Here is a 19,823-nt window from a genome sequence, read left to right as displayed (position 1 = left end):
ACAGGATGAACATACACAGATATAGCACCTATGATGCACTGTCGACCGCGGTGGCTGATATTGTTTTACAACAGGTAGAACAAAAGCCCGACTCTCTGATCTGTTTCCCTTCGGGCGAATCACCAACGGGAGTGCTCAGGCACCTGGTAAAATACGCAGAGGAAAACAAAGTTGATTTTAGCAGCACGCATTTTGTTGCCCTTGACGAATGGGTGGGCATGGACAAGAACAATGAGGGGAGCTGCAGTTATTATCTCAATAAACATTTCTTCTCGCAATTGGATTTATCGCCAACGCAGGTGCGCTTTTTTGACGCGACTGCTAATGACCTTGATAAGGAATGTCAAAAAATGAATGACTACATCAGCCGATTTGGCGGCTTGGATATGATGATTGTTGGCATTGGTATGAATGGTCATATTGGCCTTAACGAACCGGGTACCCATTTTGAAACTTACGCGCATCATTCCGGATTAGATACTGTTACCATTGATGTAGCGCAAAAATACTTTAACCAGCAAACACATTTAACAAAAGGTATTACCCTGGGGCTGCGCCATCTGTCTGAAGCAAAAATCCCTGTTTTAATTGCGAGCGGTGCAAAAAAAGCAGAAATCATAAAACAAGCCCTAATGGGAGAGGTTACTACTGATCTGCCAGCCTCCATCTTCCAGACGCTGCCAAACGCACAGATATTTTTGGATGATGCAGCTGCCGGAGGATTGCATGAGTAGCATATCAATATAGATACAAACTATATATTAAATTATTTGAATAGTTTATATAGATAATTATAAATATTATGCAGGAACATTCAAAAGCCGATCCACAAACAACCGGTAACTTAAGCTACGATGCCATAGTAATAGGCTCGGGCATTAGCGGAGGATGGGCCGCTAAAGAACTGTGCGAGCAGGGTTTAAAAACACTTGTACTTGAACGCGGCCGAAATGTGGAGCACAATAAGGACTATCCCACTGCCACCATGGACCCGTGGCAATTTAAACATCGCGGAGCCATGACCAAAGCTTTTCTAAACGAGAACCCGCTCATAAGCAGGGCGGCAGGCTTTGGTGAAGATGACGCCCACTTTTTTATAAAAGATAAGGACCACCCCTATATACAGGAAAAACCGTTCGACTGGATACGCGGGTACCAGGTTGGCGGCAAATCGCTTATATGGGGACGTGCCTGCCAGCGCTGGAGCAAATATGAATTTGAAAACCCCGCGCGCTTTGGTTATGGCCTGGCCTGGCCCATTAGCTATGACGATGTTGCACCGTGGTATTCGCACGTAGAGAAATTCATAGGCGTATGCGGCAATAAAGATGGCATTGAGGCCATGCCCGATGGCGAATTTCTGCCCCCGTTTGATATGAACTGCGTACAGGAGGTTATCAGTAAAAAAGTAAGCGAAAACTATCCCGACCGTCACCTGGTGCACGCACGCTGGGCGCATATCACCAAACCAAATCAAATTCACATTGACCAGGGGCGCTCCAAATGCCAGGCACGCAACCTGTGTATGCGCGGGTGTCCGTTCGGCGGTTATTTTAGCTCGGTAAGTTCTACCATACCCTGGGCAAAAAAAACAGGCAACCTCACCGTCAGGCCATTCTCTGTAGTACATTCTATTATTTATGACGAAAAGCTGGGTAAGGCTACCGGCGTTAAGGTTATTGACACCAACACCAAAGAGGTGATAGAATACAAGGCCAGGATCATTTTTATGAATGCTTCGGCGCTTAATACAACCCTTATCCTGCTCAATTCCACATCTGCACGGTTCCCTAATGGCTTGGGTAATGATAATGGTTTGTTAGGCAAATATGTGGCTTTCCAGAACTACCGTGCTTCGGTAACGGCCACCATGGATGGCTTTTTAGATAAGTATTATTTCGGCCGAAACCCAACTGAGCTTATCCTCGCCAACTATCGTAACCTGCACAAGCAGGAAACCGATTATAAAGGAGGCTTTACCACGTTCATGGGTGCATACCGCGCCCAGCGACCTTCTGAAACAGCGAACGGAGAAATTGGTGGCGAATACAAAGATTCACTTACCGAGCCTGGTGGCTGGCAGGTGTACATGTACCTGCAGGGCGAAACCGTACCCAAAGAAACCAATCATGTACGCCTGAGCAAAGACCAAAAAGACCAGTGGGGTATCCCGCTCTTGGTCACTTCGGTTGAGTATGATGATAATGATGAGCGCATGATACAGGATTTTTTAACCCAAACTGGCGAAATGATGGAAAAGGCAGGGTGTAAAAATATTGAGAAGCACGAAAACAAGCAGGCTCCCGGACTGGATATTCATGAAATGGGCGGTGTACGCATGGGTAAAGACCCTAAAACATCTTTATTAAATAAATGGAACCAGCTGCACCTGTGTAAAAATGTTTTTGTTACTGATGGAGCCTGCATGACCACCACCGGTAACCAAAGCCCTTCTATATTATACATGGCTTTAACAGCACGCGCTGCTACCTATGCGGTAAGTGAAATAAAAAAGGGCAACTTATAAGCCGATTATTCAAAAATCAACAAGACCAAATATGATGAACAGAACATTTTTAATACTCTTAACCGCTATCACAATTGGGGGTTGCAATTCAGCGGCCAAAAAGGATAGCGCTGCCAGTGATACCACTGCTGCTGCCACACCAGCGGCAGCAGATAGCAGCAATGCGTTTGTACCTATGTTTGATGGTAAAACCACCAAAGGCTGGCATACCTACGGTAAAGATTCTGTGGGCGGTGCATGGAAAGCCGAAGATGGTGCACTACACCTGGATGCATCAAAAAAGGGCGACTGGCAAACCAAAAACGGCGGCGATATTGTGAGCGATCAAGAGTACGAAAACTTTGACTTTAAAGTAGAATGGAAAATATCAAGAGCCGGTAACAGTGGTATTATGTTTTATGTAAAGGAAGATCCCGCCAAATACCAATATGCCTGGTACACCGGGCCGGAATGCCAGGTGGCCGACAATGATGAGAATGAAGACGGTAAACTGATTAAACACCAGGCCGGCGATCTGTACGATTTAATGTCGATTTCAAAAAAAGTAGTGAAACCGGCGGGCCAATGGAACCAGGTGGAGATTGTAGCTAATAAAGGCAAACTGGATATTACCATCAACAACGAACATGTACTTTCAACCACACTTTGGGACGACGCCTGGAAAAAGCTGGTAGCAGGCAGCAAATTTAAAGAATGGCCAGACTTTGGCACATTTAAAAGCGGCCGCATTGCGTTGCAGGACCACGGCGCCGATGTGTGGTTCAGGAATATAGAGATCAAGAAGCTTTAAGTATTGTAATGTTAGGTTAAAAGCAGACTTACGAAGTTTTAAAACTTCGTAAGTCTTTATATCTATTAGCATTCTTATTTCCCAAAAGCAAGCCACAATACGTGCCCTACCCACAATAAGACATTAGAGTACACGCCCGCCAGTACATCATCCATCATCACGCCGGCCCCTCCGCCCAGGTCTTCCATTTTGCGGATCCCCAGCGGTTTTATAATATCAAAAAAACGGAATAACACCAAGCCAGCCAGCAGAAAGTAGATGTTGACGGGTATAAATAGCATAGTAATCAGCATACCAGCCACCTCGTCAATTACCACACGCGAGCTGTCTTCGCCCCAATCCGGTTCAACTTTATTGCTTACATATATACCCAGCAGCGTTATTACAACCGTAATTACAAATAAATACCAGGGATTTTGCAGGGCCGGGTTTTGCCACAATAAATAAATAAACCCGCAGGTAACAATGGCTGCATAAGTACCGCCCCCTTTTAAAAACCCGATACCAAATATGGAGGCTATTATTTTATTGATGTTCATTTGTTCAATGGTTCACTTATTGGGAATGTTGGATAAAAATTTCCCCGGTCCCCTCTCGAGAGGAGATTCGCACAAGGTTCGGTTTTACCTTTCGCCTTTAACCTTATTGTTTATCCAGTACATCTTCGGCTGCCTCAGCTACTTCGGGTTTGATGGTGTGCCTTTTGGGAAAGTTAAACAACCAAGAAGTTAATACCGGGATAATGAATAAAGATACCGTGAATATAGAGGTAATTATATCAGTCTTCTCACTCTCCAGCATTTTGGAAACAGGTGCCTCCGGGTAAAAATGTACATATATTGAAGAGGATAGTTTAATACCTAAAACGCCGATCACTATAAAAGCAACAGTCTCTAAAAAAGTGAATTTTTCCATCAGCCTAACAAAGGTCTGGGCTACAAAACGCATGGCCAGTATGCCTATAAATACGCCTATGTAAATTAAAACTATGTGATCAGTAAAAGCTACCGCTGCAAATACGTTATCAATAGAAAAGGCAAGGTCCATTAGTTCTACCAAAGCTACAGTTGACCAAAAAACACCAAATACCCCTACCGTAGAGCGGTAAAGCCAGTTTTTATTCTTGTCAACCGATTCCTCTCCTCCATCGCCATTAGCAGCCTGAATTTTACCTTTAAAATAGTTGAAAGCAAGGTACAGCAGGTATAAACCACCAATAGGTTTTAACCACCATATTTTCACCAGCCAGGCTGCTAAAAACAAACAAATACCACGCAATACATAAGCACCGATGATACCGTACCGGAGTGCTTTTTTACGCTGATGAGGTGGCAAATCAAGCACCATGGTGGCCAGTACCGCTGCATTATCAACAGATAATAAACTTTCAATAACTATTAAGTTTAAGATAACAAGCAAACCCGCTTTAATGTCGGGGCCTAAAATTGTATGTAAAAAATCCATATTACAGGTAAGGAATTAATGTCAGGTTAAATAAACTAAATTAAATCGGTATTCAGCATGCTTTTTAAAATATTGGCTTGTACGTCAACATTGCTGATATTTTCGAGGAAACTAATATCCGATATCTTTTTATAATTATCGGCCAAAAGGTTACTGATCTCCTGTGGCATATATGACTTCATGGCCGCGGCGTTGCCTTCCAGCTTGTCGTTCTTATCTTTCAGCTCATGCATCAGCTTCTCTTTTTTCGACAGGTTATTTGAAAAATCAATATTGGCTATTTTAGTTATATCCAGAAACACAAACAAACTGTCTGCCGGATAGTAAATAAAATAACGGCTATCATCTACAAACTTATATACCTCTGCCACGTGGGTACCTGATTTTAGGCCGCAATAGAATTCTGTTTTAAAATCATATTTACAAAGTATACCCATCAGTTTCCGCTGAATAGTAGCATATTCGTCGGTGTACACATCCTTGTTAGTGTAGGCCGTTATCTCCTCCATCAATTCGGGTGTAATGGTATAAAAAAAATCGGCCGCAAACCTTGAGCTAAAGGCGTTGATATTTTTTGACAAGGGGTTATCTGTTGAATTGTCTGACAGCACCTGGAACAGTTTGCGCAACGAAAGATTGATCTTTAAAGCCTGCCGTTGTTTTTCGAGGTTAAAATTGGCCTCGGTGTAAAACGGATCGTTCAGCTTATCAATCATTTCATTATTAATCTGTATCTCGTCAAAAAGGAGGCTTACATTAGTCTCGTTATTCTTTTTAATTTTCCGGAGCAGATCGATCAGGCTTTGGGTAAACTGCAGGTGAAACAGATCAAGCTTGTTGATGTCGAGTTCGGGGTTGGTTTCAAAAAGCTTATGAATAACCTGGCTGCGCAGGTATATTTTATAGACCACATCGTCGCCAAAAAAAACAGAAAGCAATTGTAGCTTACTGAGCATTCTGTTCGACTGATTTAAAATATTTAACCGGCTTTCATCCATCAACGGGCGACCTCTTGCTTTTTGATTAAATACAAATTTACGAAATAATATGCCTTGCTCAAATCTACCGGTGAGAGCCCCCTCTAAATCTCCCCCAAGAGGGGAGACTTTAAAAATCATTTCAAAGCCCTCTCCTTTGGAGAGGGTTGGGTGAGGACTCTACCCGTTAGTTACCGTTTTTTTCAGTTCGGTTTCGAGGTTTTGCAGTTCGGTGTTGAGGGTTTTGCGGTTGGCAGTACCTTCATCATGTATGCGTTTTACCTCGGTGAGGGTTTCAATAAGCGACGCGGTTGTTTTCTTCAATGTATCAAGAGATACAACTGTTTTCTCATTCTCGCGGGCAACATCGATACTGTTTTGTTTTAGCAGTTCGGCGTTCTTTTGCAGAATTGTATTTGTAGTATCGGATATTTTTTTCTGCATTTCCACGTTTTCCTTTTGCCTGTTAAGCGCAACGGCTATGGTAAGCTGATTTTTCCAAACCGGGATAGTGGTTGATACGATTGACTGTGCTTTTTCGGCAATGGTGGTGTTATTGCTTTGCACTATGCGTATTTGTGCCAGCGACTGCATCATGATAAACCGCACTACCTTTAAATCGGCCAGACGTTTGTCCAAACGGTTTACAAAATCGCGCATATCGGCAATTTCATAATCGTTATAGGCCGATGGATTGGCATCCATCTGAGCCAGTTGCTCATTCAGTTCGTTGTATTTTAACTGGCCCGATATCAGGAGCTCTTCCATTTGGTGGATGTAGCCAACATTACTGTCGAACATGGTTTGCAGCGAACTATTATCTTTTAAAGAGTTAACCCTGCCAGCCTTGATCTTGTTAGTGATCTTATCAATGTTGTTGATCACGGTATCGTACTTCTGAAAAAGTTTTTTGGTATCAACAACCAGCTTTTTCATAAAAGGGATATGTGATATAAATGAAGTGAACGCGTTTTGGTTCAGCTCATCTACGTCAATATAATTGAGTTCGGTAAGCAGTTCATTAATAAGTCCGCCAACTTCACCAGAGTTATAGGTACGTACCGATGTGAGGAAGTTGTTACTGTATTTCTCCATTGATGCCTGAACATCCGTACCATAATTCAGTATAGAGTTAACATCCTTCGGATCAAGCGCCTTTGCTACTTCGCTATATTTTTTCACCTCGTCAGATGTGATATTGGCAAGGTCAACGTTACCTTCCTTATCAACCTTAACAGGGGTTGTAACCGAATTTACCGGGGTTATGTCCAAATTAACCGGGGTTATATTTAGCTCATTATTATTTGGTGTGCCTTCCATGATTTCATTAAGTTTTAAGTATTGAATTGTGAGTGATGAGTTGTGAGTTTTTGTCTGAACCTTAATTTTTCAAGTTAAATGAAAAGCTCAAAACTCATCACTCAAAACCCTTCACTATTCCCTATAAATAATTTTGCGTAACCGTTTTAACCGTTTCTTCCAGTTTCCTGTCGCGGGTTGGTTCGCCGATGGCGTTAAATTTCCATTCGCCGTTCTTTTTGTAAAATACACCCATTACCATAGATACGTGGCCTGCAAAATCTTTGCTGTTCGCAATATCATAAGTAGCAAATATTTCATTTACGCGGGTTGGCGACCCTTCATAAATACGGATAGAAGCAAACGGGATAGTTCCGAAATCCTGCCCGCGGAAGCTGTTAAGCACAAAGGCTACATAACTTACCGAACTGCTCAAACCGCCAAAATCAACGGTGATCACTTCATTGTCCAGCCCGTCGTTACCGGCCATATCTCCGGTGAGGTCATCGCCGCTGTGTTTTACTGCTCCGTCCTTTGATTTCAGATGGCCAAAATAAACCACATCAACCAATTGCTTGTTATCATCATATAACGCACAGCTGGCGTCAAGGTCAACCGCTTCTTTTGTGGTACCAAAGCCAAACATGCCTTTCTTTTCAATAGCGCCCCAGTTTATACCAACACAAACGTTCAATAATTTACTGCCGTTACTTTTTTCAAGACTGATACGCTGTCCTTTTTGAAGATTGATTGCCATAACGTTTTATTGGTATTTAGTTAAATAATCCTGTAAGCCACCTTTCATACCTGCGCCTACGGCTTCAAACTTCCAGTTGTTATCTTTTTTATAGATGCGGCCAAATTCAACGGCTGTTTCTATCGAAAAATCCTCTTCTAGTTCGTATTTTAAAATATCGGCGCCGGTACCCGCATCAAATATCCGGATGAAAGAATTGCGCACCTGGCCAAAATTCTGCTTGCGGGCCTCGGCCTCATGTATGGTTACCACGATGCATATTTCAGATACTTTACTATCCACTCGCGACAGATCAACCTTTATTTGCTCATCGTCGCCATCGCCTGCACCGGTAAGGTTATCACCTGTATGTTCAACCGAGCCATCAGGCGATTTCAGGTTGTTATAAAAAACAAAATATTCGTCGGCTATTATTTTTTTATTATCGCCGAGTATAAAAACAGAAGCGTCAAGGTCAAAGGCGCTGCCTGTTGAAGAACTATTGGTATCCCATCCGAGGCCAATGGTAAATTTAGGTGCGTTAATGCTTTCCCGCTGGCCTTTTTGCAAGTTAATTGCCATGTTGAATTAATTTATGATTGTTTAAAAATAGGTTTTCTTTAATAAAGTTCAGGTTGTTTGTATATGCTTCAATGGTATGGTACCCGTTACCCAGCGCCATATCATAAAGCAAGTTTATAAAATCATAAGTTTGATCCTGTATAAAAATACAAAAACTATCAAAATCGTAATTTAAAATGTATTTAACTATACGGGTATTGATGCTAAAATTATTGCCTTTGATAATACTATCCAGATCAAATATATTTTTTACCTGGTGGTAGTTTAAGTGGTTTTCAATATTAGGGTGAATGGCTTTATTAACCAATTCGGCAAAATACAGCATAAATATATCATTACCGAGGCCATAAGCATCAACCATTTTCATGATCATACGTTCGTGGCTGCCAGTGATTTTTATATCGTCAAGAAATACGAGTGTTTTGCCGGCGAGGAAATCCTTGTCAATATGAAACGAGTCGTTACCAATCAGGGTCATCCTTTGTTCAGCATCCAGTTCACCGTAATCTTCTTTATAGGTTATGGTGCGGTGCACCTTTGTTTCCTGCACAACGGGGTAACCATGCTGTGCCAGCCAACGGTTTAGGCGGGCAACAAACCAGTTTTTCATAGCAAAGGTAGCTGTCGGAATAAAGGAGTACGGGCTTGAAATAACCACGATTTGCTCTTTAATTGGCGTTACCGCTAAATGCTGCCTGATAAAACCATCGGCCAGGTGTGTACCAAAACTTTTTGCAACGTCGTCGTCGCCAAATTTAAAACGGCTGTAATCATCAGGATTAAAACCGAATTTGACCGCGTTATCAACGTGATGTAATGAGTAGGTAGTGTTCATTCACTTATTAATGCTAAAATGGATTGGTTGTTTGAGTTGATCAGCAAACTTTTTATGCCTGCCGCGTTTGCACCTCCTATATCGGCCTTAGGGTTGTCGCCTATGTGGATAATGCCACCTAAAGTTATATCTTTTTCTTTATTGATCTGTTTAATGTTTTGCAGCATCAGGCTAAAAAAGGCAGGGTTTGGTTTTGACATCCCTACCTCGTCTGAGTACAGCTGAAAATCAAAGTATTTGTCGAGCTTTAATTCAGCCAGCACCTTTCTTAATGTTGCTCCTTTAATAAACCCGGTGTTGCTTAACAAACTAAACGTGCTGCCACCTTTTTGTTTTAGATGATCAAGCACCTCAATTGTTACAGGTGAATAAACAACTGGCATGTAATCAAATACCAACGCCTCCATATCAGCATAAAGCTTAGTCTTATCTACATCATTCAGGTTCAGCTGGTTATCATTAATGAGGCTTATTACCATCAGGTTCATCTCGTCCGAATCGATATTTTTACCGGTACTTTCATTTACAGCATTGCACATGAGGTCAACCACGCGAAAAGCTTTGGCTACCTCATCAATACTTTTACTCGAGGGATTAAAATCGCGGTGAAATATCCGGCTGCGCTCTGCCTTAAAACCAGGGTTTGATTTTATAAGTGTAAGCCAGAGATCAAAGGAATAGTGGTGGTAATAGGGCATGGACTAAGTAGTTGGTTGTACGTAATACGTTTTAAGTTGTACGTTTTGAATACTTGTTGCGTCGCTACATTTTAAACCTACAACGTATAACTTAAAACGTACAACCCCAATCAGTACTGTTTAAGCAATTCTAAAAAGTTATCGGTATTGTGCGGTTCGCCTATGGCACGAAATTTCCAGGTGCCGTCTTTCCGGTAAACTTCGGCAAAGGTCATGGAGCACATACTGTTGTAGGTAGCATCGCCCGATAGACTGAATTTGGCTATTTCCTTACCATGGTTATCCACTGCGCGGATAAAGGCATTTTCTACCATGCCAAAGTGCTGGTTGTTTTTACGCCCCTGGTATATAGCCACAATAAAGAGTATACGATCAACTCTGGGGTCGAGCGAATCAAGCTTTACAATGATCTGCTCGTCATCACCATCACCGGCCCCGGTGCGGTTATCGCCGGTAAGCCATATATGGCCCGATGGATGCTTCATGGAGTTAAAATATACCACATCGCCCTCGTATAAACTTACTGTGTTGCCGTTTGGCTTTTGGTAGGTGCGCCCCCTGTCGGCCACCTTTCCGTTTTTATCCAACAGGAAGGCTATAGCATCCAGATCATACTCCGCCTCCTCGCCCCCGCTAAATAATTTCCCTAAAAAACCGCCGCCGCTCTTCTTTACGTCCCAGCCCAAACCTATAGTTACCGACGACAGATCGAAACTTTCGCCTTTATCATTTTTACGCAAGTCAATTGTTTGACCTTTTACTAAGTTAATTGCCATTGTTGTGTTTGTTTATTGCCTCACCCTGCCCTTTCCAAAGGAGAGGGTTCTAAAGCTTTGTTTTAAAGCATCCCCTTTAGGGGACGGGAGGGGCTTCTTGTTTATTTAATAATCTGCCCTTTAAAATATTTACTTAAAAAAAAGGCCAGATCCTCTTTATAACCTACACCTGACGCTTCAAACTTCCAGGCACCATTGCGGCGGTATAGCCTGCCAAACTCAATAGCGGTTTCAATGGAAAAATCTTCGCCCAGTTCATATTTACATACCTCGCTGCCGGTAAGTTCATCAATAATGCGGATGTAGGAATCACGAACCTGGCCAAAGTTTTGCCTGCGTGGCTGTGCCTCATGTATGGTCACCACAAATAGTATCTCCTGTATTTTAGGATCTACTTTAGTTAAATCAACGTTGATGGATTCATCATCACCACCATCGCTGTTACCCCCCGACGGATCATCGCCAGTGTGATGAACCGATGCATCGGGAGAGTCGACATTATTATAAAAAACAAAAAATTCATCTTCCGGTACAAACTTGTTGGCATCTATCATAATTGCCGATACATCCAGGTCAAAATCGTAACCTGTACCTTCGTTGGGGTTCCAGCCCAAGCCAATTGTCATTTTTGATAAGCCGAGATCTATTTTTTGTCCCTTTTGTAGATTGATAGCCATGTTAAAAGTATTTTATTAAAAACTTGCATACCGCTATAATATTGCAGCGACACTTTTGTTTTAGCTGTTACCTGATATTTTAAATATTAAACTAAGATATACTCTTTTTCACTTACAGCAGATAAAATATCGTAACAAAGATGAGGATACTCCTGAAGCAAAGGGAACCTCACCTTCCTGCTGATTATCAGTATATTTATATAAAGTATTATCGTATGGCAGAATTAGGAATCACAACAAACACGCAATTGGTGAGCGCATACATTCAAAAACTCGGGGAGCCAACCGCTGCCATTGTTGAAGCTTTACGACAAATTATTTTGAGTACCGACCCCGAAATAGCTGAAGAAATAAAGTGGAACGCTCCGAGCTTTTTTTATACCGGACCAATGAAGCCGTTTAATCCTAAAGAATATAAAAGGCATATCATAGTAATGAACCTGCATAAACGCATTTTACTTGTTTTACCAAGCGGTGTAAAGCTTAACGACGCCAGCGGATTATTAGAAGGCGGTTACTCAGATGGACGCAGACTTGTAAATATCACCGGTATGGCTGATGTTATACAAAAAGAACCTCTGCTGAGGGCAACTGTAAAGGAATGGTTGAAAGTGACAAAAAAAGAATATTCCCAAGATTAGGGTTTATCCATTTATTTATTGTCCCTTTATCACGGCTACCCGCTGAAACAGATTTGGTGATTGTTTTACCCTGTATAATTTGTTTGTAATCAGTAACCCGTTTCAGTGAATTAAACCAGGCTTCCTGCAAAAGCTGTGTAATATATACCTGGGGAAAATCTTTTATACTTTGAACAGCGATATAACGGTATGGATGGTCACCGGTGAGCATTTTTTCCGGATCGGCAAGCTCATCGCCTTTATAAAACCCAAAACGGATATTATTACTTGTTTTGCCGATAGTAACCGAACAAAAACTGTGTTTCACTTTTTCTGTCGGCGACCAGTAAAAAATAATGCTGTCATTATTATCAAAAATCAGTTCATTGGCTTGTGGATGCAGGTCCCACACAAATTTGCACAGCCACCTTACAATGTCCTGCATACTGGCAGAAAAAGGGGATAAAAATTTAAACATGTCGGTTTGCTCTTCTTTTGACATATTTACAGGGGATTTATTGATACTTAAAGATAGGTATTTAAACCAATTAGTCAAATAAATTTACCGATAGTTAATTCCATATACAAAGAAAAGCGAGCCGCTTAAAATCTCACGCACTCATAATAATATTCCGGTTCATACTACAGCAAGCGGCGTTGATCCCCAAAAGCTTTTTCACGCTCATTCTGGATTGTTAAAATGCTATAATAATTTTTGCAATATGTCTGAAAATCACTATCGTCGCACCGCCTAATTACTTAACACTATAAATGAAACTTAAACCTTTCTTAACAATACTGCCTGCGTTTTTGTTGATTATTCTGGTATTGCAAAGTTGCGTGTCAAAACAGCCCGGCAGCTGGAAAAATGACCAGATAGCTGAAAAAGACCGCAAAGAATTCCATAAACTCAATGATGAGCTGTTTAAACAACTGAAAGTAAATGATGAAAAACAGTTGGAGAATATCATGTCAAAAGAATTTATTGAAACCCCTCATAAGGAACGAAAAATTGAATTGGTGAGTAACAGGGCAAAAACTGACAATTATAGCCTGCTTGATGAATATTACGTAATAAACCGTTATAAAGATGCCGACACTATAAAAACCGGCACAAAGGGATTAAACAGTTATACCCTGAATTATCCGGCATAACCAATGAAATGTATATGGCATTTTTTGTACCGAAGGGTATAGATATTGCCAATAAATATATGATAACGGCTATTTACTGTAAATATAATTATGGATGGAAACTTGGCGCACTAACGGTAAACCGTTACACCATAAATGGCAAAACAGGTCCTGAGCTTCTGAAACAAGCTAAGGAGTTTTATGATAAAGGCTATTTGATAGATGCATTGAATACTACCGAATCGGCTTTATATTGTAACAGCCCCAGCGATGTATGGAAATATGACCACCTCAATGGAATAAGGGATTTATATGACGAGCTATCGAAGGTGGTTAGTGAACAATATAGATTTCCGATTTCTATTAAACAGGTTGCTACTCATCCCCGCATTATAAGGATATTTAATCAAACCACTCCTGATGGTGATTTTCCTATGATTTACTATTTATCATCTATCAAACTGAAAGATACTACAGCCATCAGACAGGAAAATAATAACATCCGGAGAGCAATCAACCAAACCTTGCCCGGCATTGATCAGGATAAAAAATATGTATTATACTCTGCATTTAATGAACTGCCAACCGGCAAAAAAACGGTTGAACATATTGATATGCCCGCAAAGCTTAAATAAAATTAAGTTGCCGGGAGATAAAGAAAACCATCATCCGGCTTTATCGCCGCTAATTATTTTGGAGATAATTCCCCGCTCTGCGCCGGCATCAGCAATAAGCACACCGCCTATGTGTAATACAATAAATATCACTACATAATAAAGCGATTGTATGTGAACAAGTGCCATATTGTGTTTCAGGCTTTCAGGTCCGTTTTGTACCATAAATCCGGTAAACAGCGATACAGCCAGCAGGGTATAGAAAACAATATATATCCATCCCTTAAATTTATCCTTAGGTGATGTTTTTTTAGAGAATGGGCTTTTATAAGCTACGCCTTGTATAGCAAGCAACCCCATCCTGAGCACATAAAGGCCAATCATGGTATAACCGGCCCATACATGCCAGCGCCACATGGGTTTCCTTACCGCTTTGCCTATCAGCGCGGCATCTTTAGTGTTTATCTGCGTGCCCGATTTACTCAAATTTTGCTGGATAATTTCGCCCATGTGGTCTTTGTTCATCCATCCTATACGTAAAAAGACAGTAAGTAATATAAATAATACGGTAAATGCAATTGCCCAGTGAATGAGCCGGTGAGCAAGGTTGAACCTTTTTTCTCTCATGAATAACTAAATTTTGAATGTTTTATTTATACAACGTTGGCACCAGCCATGGGGTTGTCTTCGACACAGCGTTCAAAGGTAAGATTTTTGTTACCCTGTTGGATGGCTGTGTACTTAATAAGCACCCTGCTTACTATCCAAACTTTTTATAAACGCAATGATATTATGGCTTTCTTTCGTGGTGAGGTTAAGCTTGTCAAAGGGCAGGGTTTGGTTGTCAATCTTCATACCCAGGCCTGTTCCGCCGCCTTTGTTGTAAAAATCCATTACCTGTTCAAGAGTGGTAAACGCACCATTGTGCATATATGGCGCGGTGCGTGAGGCGTTACGTACTGTGGTAACCTTAAAAGCGTTTTTAAACGATGGCGTTTGCACAATATCATACCGGCCCCGGTCACCATCAATAACATGCGCTTCTGCAGAGCGTGGTACGCCAATTACTTCGCTTTCCATCTTGACAAACCGGGGAGGGAAAGTACCATTAAAAAGGGGCATATAATGACAGGTGCCGCATTTTGCCTTCCCCATGAACAGGTTAAAGCCGTTTATCTCACCCCGGTTCATAGCCAGCTTATTTCCCCGCATATAGGTATCAAACCGGCTGTTTATTGCAGTTAAACTACGCACATAAACGCCAAGCGCGCTCCGCACTTCAAGTGTATCAATACCGGTGCGCGCTTTTACCGGGTATGCGCCGGTGAACAATTGTCGGTAGGTTTTATTTTGCCATAACCGTTTAGCCGCGCCAGCCAGAGAGCCATGCATTTCGTCTTTATTTTGTACTACGTTGCTTACCTGGTCTTCCAGGGTATTTGCTCGCAGGTCATAAAATTGTGCTGGCTGCAGGGCAGCGTTAAGTAAAGTCGGAGTATTGCGCCTGAGCGGTTGTTTGCTGCCGATGATGGTATTTTTGGCGAGCCCATCAGCAAAAGCCTTTTCAGGCTGATGGCAGGAACGGCAGCTCCTTGTACCGGTACCCGACAATATAGGATCTGAGAACAATATTTTACCCAGTTCAATTTTTTTTGCCGTAGTCGCGGAAGTAGCATCTGCCGCATACGCATTTACATCAAAAGCATCAGGGTCAAAGAGTGTTTCGGCATCCTGGCGCAACAGGCGATTGTACCTGATCACATGAATTTTTAAATGTTGCTCCAGTTGCGTAATGCTGCGAGTTATAGGGTTACCATAACCGGTAATAAATTCGGCCCGGTTAAAGGCATTAAATCCTTCATTTTTTTTCAGGTAACCAATGGCTGCATCTAACTGCAATGTCAGCTGTTTTGCCCGCGGGTCGCCCGCTCCATAATGGCTCATTACAACTTTAAGGCTTTGCAGGCTCTCAGCGCTTTCGGTCATGCTTTTTTGCGTAAGCGGATCATCAAAACCTGTAATGCCCAGTGTTAATATCCTGAACACTTCCAGCTTTGCAGCATCAAATACCTGCCAGTCAAAAATATCAATGTTGCCAAAGTAGGTTTTATATTTGTTACAGCCATTCTGCAATATCCGGAGCTGCTGCAGCATATCTTTTTTATGGCCGGCATCATATTTAGGGAACAGGTACCCTTCCATTACCTGCAACCCTGCGGGTTCAAATACCTGTATGCTGCCCATTTCCACTTCGGGTACCGGGGCACCATTTACCGCCCTTGTTGTTGCAGGGTCAAAATACTCGGCTGCCCATTCCAGCTTTTTATATCGGAGGCGTGCCTGCAAAAATAATTGCTGCAGTTGCTTTTCGTCGGGCTTGCTGCTTTCTACTGCCGGTTGCAGCTTATCATTTAAAAATGCCGAAAAATCATTTACCTGTGCCAATAAAGCTTGCTCAATCGCTTTTTCAGGAGTTTGCTTTTCCTCTCCACTGGAGAAAAGCGCATAACCTGCGATGGATATTAATACAATCAGTATAAAAGCAATTCTCTTCATTCAAAATATCAAGGCCCCAAAACTTAAAGACCGGATAAAAAATACAGGGACAGCTCATAAAAGCTGTCCCCTGGTTTTATATTTTATGAGCAATTGTTCCTGGCGGGAACAATGCTATTTTATTTACTTCGATCTTAAAAATTAAACGCGTTTAGCATTGGACTGGCGTTTTTGTCGCGGTCTGTTAATGGCTGTAAACTCCACCTTTTTTCGATGAACGACAGGATACTTACGGTTTCATACTGGGTATGGTCAACATATCCTTTTTTGGCAAATGGTGAAATGATAATAGCAGGCACTCGTGTTCCCGGACCCCATTTTTTATCAATTACCGGCGGCGCCACATGATCCCAGAAACCACCGTTTTCATCATATGTAATGATAATTACGGCATCCTTGCCATTTGGCCCGTTAAGTACATCATTTATTAATTCAACCGTATGGCTTTCACCGGTTACCACGTCTGAATAGCCAGGGTGCTCGTTGTTGATACCCAACGGTTTTACAAACGAAACACTTGGCAGCGTTCCATTTTTGGCAGCCTCTACAAAACTGGTTTCATCTTTTAAGTGATCTTTTTTGGCTTGTGTACCATCGGCATATTTTGCAAAGTAAGCAAATGGCTGATGATGGAACTGGAAAGTAGGAGCAGGCCTGCCGGCAAGCGCATCATCCCAACCACCAGAATACCAGGCCCATGTAATGCTTTTTTCACTCAGCCTGTCGCCAATGGTAGGCATGGTTTGATTTGGCACCAGTGTTGATGCATCAGCATTTGCCGGGTGTGGCGCATTTACGGTATAACTGGTATTTACCACAAAGCCATCAGGAGTAACCGCGCCATCTGCAGTTACATTGCCCGAAGCATCTAACTTAGCAACCATGCTGGCCGGGGCGTTGGTAAATACCGGGCTTGCCGCAGCAATAAGCCATTGGTGATTTAAAAAAGAACCACCAAAGGCGCTATGGAAAAAGTTATCGCACAGGGTATATTTTTGCGCCATGCTCAACAATGGCAATAAGCTGGTTTTATAATAGCCCATAGCCAACCCTTGCGACGTATTGTATGCGGCAAACTTATCCATCTTGCCGCCATCTATCTGCATTTGCTCCTGGTAGTAGCGGTGCAGCACATCGGGCGTTTCATGATCTGATGGGATATACTGATCTATATTAAAGTAGTTATTAGGCAGATTTGTAGGGAACGCCGAGGTACCCGAAATTGCAGGTAAAGTGGTATAGGTTGTTCCGTTTGCATCAACCTGCGTGGTATTGGCGGCAGTAGCGGCCGACAGCCCGGCAGCTCCGGCAAACTGACCGTACAAATTATCAAAGCTGTGGTTCTCCAGATAAATAACGACCACGTGACCCACTTTATTTATTGCAACTTCTGCTTCAGGTGTGTTTTTATTTTTGCAGCTAATATAGGCCGTGCTTAAAAGCAGCACGCCCGCAGCCGGTGCCAGTAGTACGCTTGTTTTAAACAAACGCGATTTGCTTTTCATCATGATACAGAGGTTTTTGTTTTATGGTTTGCAATACAAAAAACAAGTTTCTGCGTCAACAGAATATTAGATTAAGATAATCATTGTGTTAAGGAAAGTTTATCTATATGTTTATTAGGATTTTGCAAATAACATTGAATTATAACATGAGCGTTTCAACAAAGCAACTTGAGCGTTTTAACAAAGTTGAGAAGCTGTATACTGCCGATCTTTGATGTATAATTAAAACATTAAAGACAATGACAAAGATTTGGTTTATAACAGGCAGCTCCCGCGGATTGGGACGAAGCCTAACGGAAGCAGTACTGGCCAAAGGCGATAAAGTAGCCGCAACAGCCCGCAATCCCGAACAATTAAAAGACCTTGCCGATAAATACCCTAACCAGTTATATCCCGTAAAACTGGATGTAACCATTAAGGAACAAATAGTTTCGGCTATAGAAAGTACTATTGCACATTTTGGGCGTATTGATGTATTGGTAAACAATGCCGGATTTGGCATTATAGGCGCCGCCGAAGCATTTACTGATGAGCAGGTTCGCAGCCAGTTGGAAACTAATTTGTACGCTCCTATTGAAATAACCCGTGCAGTATTGCCGTACATGCGCAAACAACGTTCGGGCCGTATTTTGCAGATCAGCTCAGTTGGGGGGCGTGTAGGTAACCCGGGGTTAAGCATGTACCAGGCTGCCAAATTTGGACTGGGTGGCTTTACTGAGGTACTTGCAAAAGAAGTACGCGATTTAGGCATTTTTGTAACCGCGGTAGAGCCAGGCGGTTTTCGCACCGATTGGGCCGGCGATTCGATGACTTATGCCCCGGTTGTGGAGGGCTATGAATCTACCGTGGGCGCACGTATGGATTTCTTTAAAAGCGGAAAATTTGTACCCATGGGCGATCCGGAAAAGGCAGCGAAAGTAATGGTTGATCTGGCTGATGTTCCTGAACCTCCCATACACCTGGTATTGGGCAGCGAAGCCATCAGCCTGCTGAAAAGTGCAGATGCCGCACGCACCGCCGAGATGGAGAAATGGATGCCCGTAAGCCTTTCAACCGATCATCATGAGGCCGAAAACTTTCTGGATACCGAAGCCGGTAAAGCCATGATAAACAGAAATAAGTAATCCGTCCCGCTACTATCCCTAACAGCATTGCCGCGTAAGTTCACGCGGCAATGCTGTACTATTTTTTTAAATTTGATCAATATGCCATCAGAAAATCAGCTCAGCCCGCAGTCGGAAATTCATTATTCCTGTTACTATACCAGGAGCCGGGGTGGCGAACAGTTTATTCCGGAGCATGCATTTAGCTACCAGATATCGGGAAACCTTACCCTTACAGGTGCGGATAAGGTATACACCTCTGGCCCCGGCGGGTTCAGACTGAGCAGGCGTAATCAATTGGTGAAATTTTTGAAAGAGCCACCTCCCGGCGGTGAGTTCAAATCTGTATCCATTTTTCTGGACCAGGAAACACTCCGTAACTTCAGCATAGAGTATGGCTATAAAGCCGGAAAGCAATACGAGGGAGATAGTATAATCACCCTGAAACCAAACCCGCTTTACAAAAGCTATATGGACTCGCTGCAACCCTATGAACATATTCAGCAACCAGCCGACAAGAACCTGCTGAACCTGAAACTGCGTGAGGCTATCCTTATTTTATTACAGGGCAACCCCGAACTGAAAGATGTATTATTTGACTTTAGCGAGCCCGGCAAAATTGACCTGGAAGGTTTTATGAACAAGAATTTTCATTTTAACGTTCAGCTCAAAAGATTTGCCTATTTAACCGGCCGCAGCCTGGCCACTTTTAAACGCGATTTTGAAAAGATATTTCATATATCACCCAGCAGATGGCTACAGCAAAAACGCTTGCAGGAAGCACATTACCAGATTAAGGAACAAGGCAAGGCCCCTTCAGATGTTTACCTGGAACTGGGCTTCGAGGATCTGTCACACTTTTCGTACGCTTTTAAAAAAACATACGGTGTGGCTCCATCAAGATTATGATTAGCTTAATGGTATTTTTCA

22 protein-coding genes are annotated in these 19,823 nt (G+C 42.3%); 8 read left to right on the top strand and 14 right to left on the bottom strand.

Going from position 1 to position 19,823, the window contains the following annotated elements:
• The first annotated feature begins 5 nt into the window (after positions 1-5).
• The 3 genes from SNE25_RS05155 (at position 6) to SNE25_RS05145 (ending at position 3,317) form a co-directional block, all read left to right on the top strand.
• Positions 6-734 (top strand): glucosamine-6-phosphate deaminase, encoded by a 729-nt coding sequence (locus SNE25_RS05155; protein WP_321564020.1) that lies wholly within the window; start codon positions 6-8, stop codon positions 732-734.
• A 68-nt stretch (positions 735-802) separates the two neighbouring features.
• Positions 803-2,527, top strand: a complete 1,725-nt coding sequence (locus tag SNE25_RS05150; protein WP_321564019.1) for a GMC family oxidoreductase — start codon at positions 803-805, stop codon at positions 2,525-2,527.
• A 31-nt stretch (positions 2,528-2,558) separates the two neighbouring features.
• Positions 2,559-3,317, top strand: coding sequence for a 3-keto-disaccharide hydrolase (locus tag SNE25_RS05145; RefSeq protein ID WP_321564018.1), 759 nt, complete (start codon positions 2,559-2,561; stop codon positions 3,315-3,317).
• A gap of 74 nt (positions 3,318-3,391) precedes the next feature.
• Here SNE25_RS05145 and SNE25_RS05140 read toward each other — a convergent pair whose 3' ends face one another.
• From SNE25_RS05140 to SNE25_RS05095, 10 genes are all read right to left on the bottom strand, one after another.
• The gene (locus SNE25_RS05140) at positions 3,392-3,856 is read right to left on the bottom strand and encodes a phosphatidylglycerophosphatase A family protein (RefSeq protein WP_321564017.1); all 465 of its coding nucleotides are present in this window, start codon (positions 3,854-3,856) and stop codon (positions 3,392-3,394) included.
• Between the two features lie 103 nt (positions 3,857-3,959).
• On the bottom strand, positions 3,960-4,781 hold the full coding sequence (locus SNE25_RS05135) for a TerC family protein (protein WP_321564016.1): 822 nt from the start codon (positions 4,779-4,781) through the stop codon (positions 3,960-3,962).
• Positions 4,782-4,816: 35 nt separating this feature from the next.
• The gene (locus SNE25_RS05130) at positions 4,817-5,737 is read right to left on the bottom strand and encodes a hypothetical protein (protein ID WP_321564015.1); all 921 of its coding nucleotides are present in this window, start codon (positions 5,735-5,737) and stop codon (positions 4,817-4,819) included.
• Between the two features lie 201 nt (positions 5,738-5,938).
• A complete protein-coding gene (locus tag SNE25_RS05125; protein ID WP_321564014.1) occupies positions 5,939-7,078 on the bottom strand; it encodes a toxic anion resistance protein in 1,140 nt (379 codons plus the stop codon).
• 121 nt (positions 7,079-7,199) lie between these two features.
• A complete protein-coding gene (locus tag SNE25_RS05120; RefSeq protein ID WP_321564013.1) occupies positions 7,200-7,814 on the bottom strand; it encodes a TerD family protein in 615 nt (204 codons plus the stop codon).
• 6 nt (positions 7,815-7,820) lie between these two features.
• Complete coding sequence (locus tag SNE25_RS05115) at positions 7,821-8,375, bottom strand: TerD family protein (protein ID WP_321564012.1); 555 nt, start codon at positions 8,373-8,375, stop codon at positions 7,821-7,823.
• The gene (locus SNE25_RS05110) at positions 8,365-9,210 is read right to left on the bottom strand and encodes a phosphoribosyltransferase family protein (protein WP_321564011.1); all 846 of its coding nucleotides are present in this window, start codon (positions 9,208-9,210) and stop codon (positions 8,365-8,367) included. The genes SNE25_RS05115 and SNE25_RS05110 overlap by 11 nt, the downstream gene beginning before the upstream one ends.
• Entirely contained in the window at positions 9,207-9,908 is a 702-nt protein-coding gene (locus SNE25_RS05105) for an HAD family hydrolase (protein ID WP_321564010.1), read from the bottom strand. Before SNE25_RS05105 ends, SNE25_RS05110 begins: the two co-directional genes overlap by 4 nt.
• A gap of 110 nt (positions 9,909-10,018) precedes the next feature.
• Entirely contained in the window at positions 10,019-10,684 is a 666-nt protein-coding gene (locus SNE25_RS05100; RefSeq protein ID WP_321564009.1) for a TerD family protein, read from the bottom strand.
• Between the two features lie 101 nt (positions 10,685-10,785).
• Positions 10,786-11,361 (bottom strand): TerD family protein, encoded by a 576-nt coding sequence (locus SNE25_RS05095; RefSeq protein WP_321564008.1) that lies wholly within the window; start codon positions 11,359-11,361, stop codon positions 10,786-10,788.
• A gap of 215 nt (positions 11,362-11,576) precedes the next feature.
• Here SNE25_RS05095 and SNE25_RS05090 point away from each other — a divergent pair, with 215 nt between their 5' ends.
• The gene (locus SNE25_RS05090) at positions 11,577-12,002 is read left to right on the top strand and encodes a DUF1801 domain-containing protein (RefSeq protein WP_321564007.1); all 426 of its coding nucleotides are present in this window, start codon (positions 11,577-11,579) and stop codon (positions 12,000-12,002) included.
• Here the strand turns inward: SNE25_RS05090 and SNE25_RS05085 are convergent.
• Positions 11,923-12,483, bottom strand: a complete 561-nt coding sequence (locus SNE25_RS05085) for a hypothetical protein (RefSeq protein WP_321564006.1) — start codon at positions 12,481-12,483, stop codon at positions 11,923-11,925. The genes SNE25_RS05090 and SNE25_RS05085 overlap by 80 nt on opposite strands.
• Positions 12,484-12,752: 269 nt before the next feature.
• Between SNE25_RS05085 and SNE25_RS05080 the strand changes: the two genes are divergently transcribed.
• Both SNE25_RS05080 and SNE25_RS05075 read left to right on the top strand, forming a co-directional pair.
• Positions 12,753-13,136, top strand: a complete 384-nt coding sequence (locus SNE25_RS05080; RefSeq protein WP_321564005.1) for a hypothetical protein — start codon at positions 12,753-12,755, stop codon at positions 13,134-13,136.
• Positions 13,137-13,150: 14 nt separating this feature from the next.
• Positions 13,151-13,750: a hypothetical protein gene (locus tag SNE25_RS05075; protein ID WP_321564004.1), complete on the top strand. Its 600-nt coding sequence runs from the start codon at positions 13,151-13,153 to the stop codon at positions 13,748-13,750.
• A 30-nt stretch (positions 13,751-13,780) separates the two neighbouring features.
• Here SNE25_RS05075 and SNE25_RS05070 read toward each other — a convergent pair whose 3' ends face one another.
• The 3 genes from SNE25_RS05070 to acpA form a co-directional block, all read right to left on the bottom strand.
• Positions 13,781-14,356, bottom strand: a complete 576-nt coding sequence (locus tag SNE25_RS05070) for a cytochrome b/b6 domain-containing protein (RefSeq protein ID WP_321564003.1) — start codon at positions 14,354-14,356, stop codon at positions 13,781-13,783.
• 114 nt (positions 14,357-14,470) lie between these two features.
• On the bottom strand, positions 14,471-16,285 hold the full coding sequence (locus SNE25_RS05065) for a cytochrome-c peroxidase (RefSeq protein WP_321564002.1): 1,815 nt from the start codon (positions 16,283-16,285) through the stop codon (positions 14,471-14,473).
• A 134-nt stretch (positions 16,286-16,419) separates the two neighbouring features.
• Positions 16,420-17,793, bottom strand: a complete 1,374-nt coding sequence (acpA, locus tag SNE25_RS05060; RefSeq protein ID WP_321564001.1) for an acid phosphatase — start codon at positions 17,791-17,793, stop codon at positions 16,420-16,422.
• A 236-nt stretch (positions 17,794-18,029) separates the two neighbouring features.
• Between acpA and SNE25_RS05055 the strand changes: the two genes are divergently transcribed.
• Together SNE25_RS05055 and SNE25_RS05050 are read left to right on the top strand one after the other, a co-directional pair.
• On the top strand, positions 18,030-18,914 hold the full coding sequence (locus SNE25_RS05055) for an oxidoreductase (RefSeq protein WP_321564000.1): 885 nt from the start codon (positions 18,030-18,032) through the stop codon (positions 18,912-18,914).
• Positions 18,915-18,995: 81 nt separating this feature from the next.
• A complete protein-coding gene (locus SNE25_RS05050) occupies positions 18,996-19,802 on the top strand; it encodes a helix-turn-helix domain-containing protein (RefSeq protein WP_321563999.1) in 807 nt (268 codons plus the stop codon).
• Positions 19,803-19,823: the final 21 nt, after the last annotated feature.

The organism is Mucilaginibacter sabulilitoris (assembly GCF_034262375.1).
GTDB lineage: Bacteria > Bacteroidota > Bacteroidia > Sphingobacteriales > Sphingobacteriaceae > Mucilaginibacter > Mucilaginibacter sabulilitoris.
The sequence above is the reverse complement of the archived record's forward strand: the minus strand, read 5'-3'. Positions and strand labels throughout refer to the sequence as shown.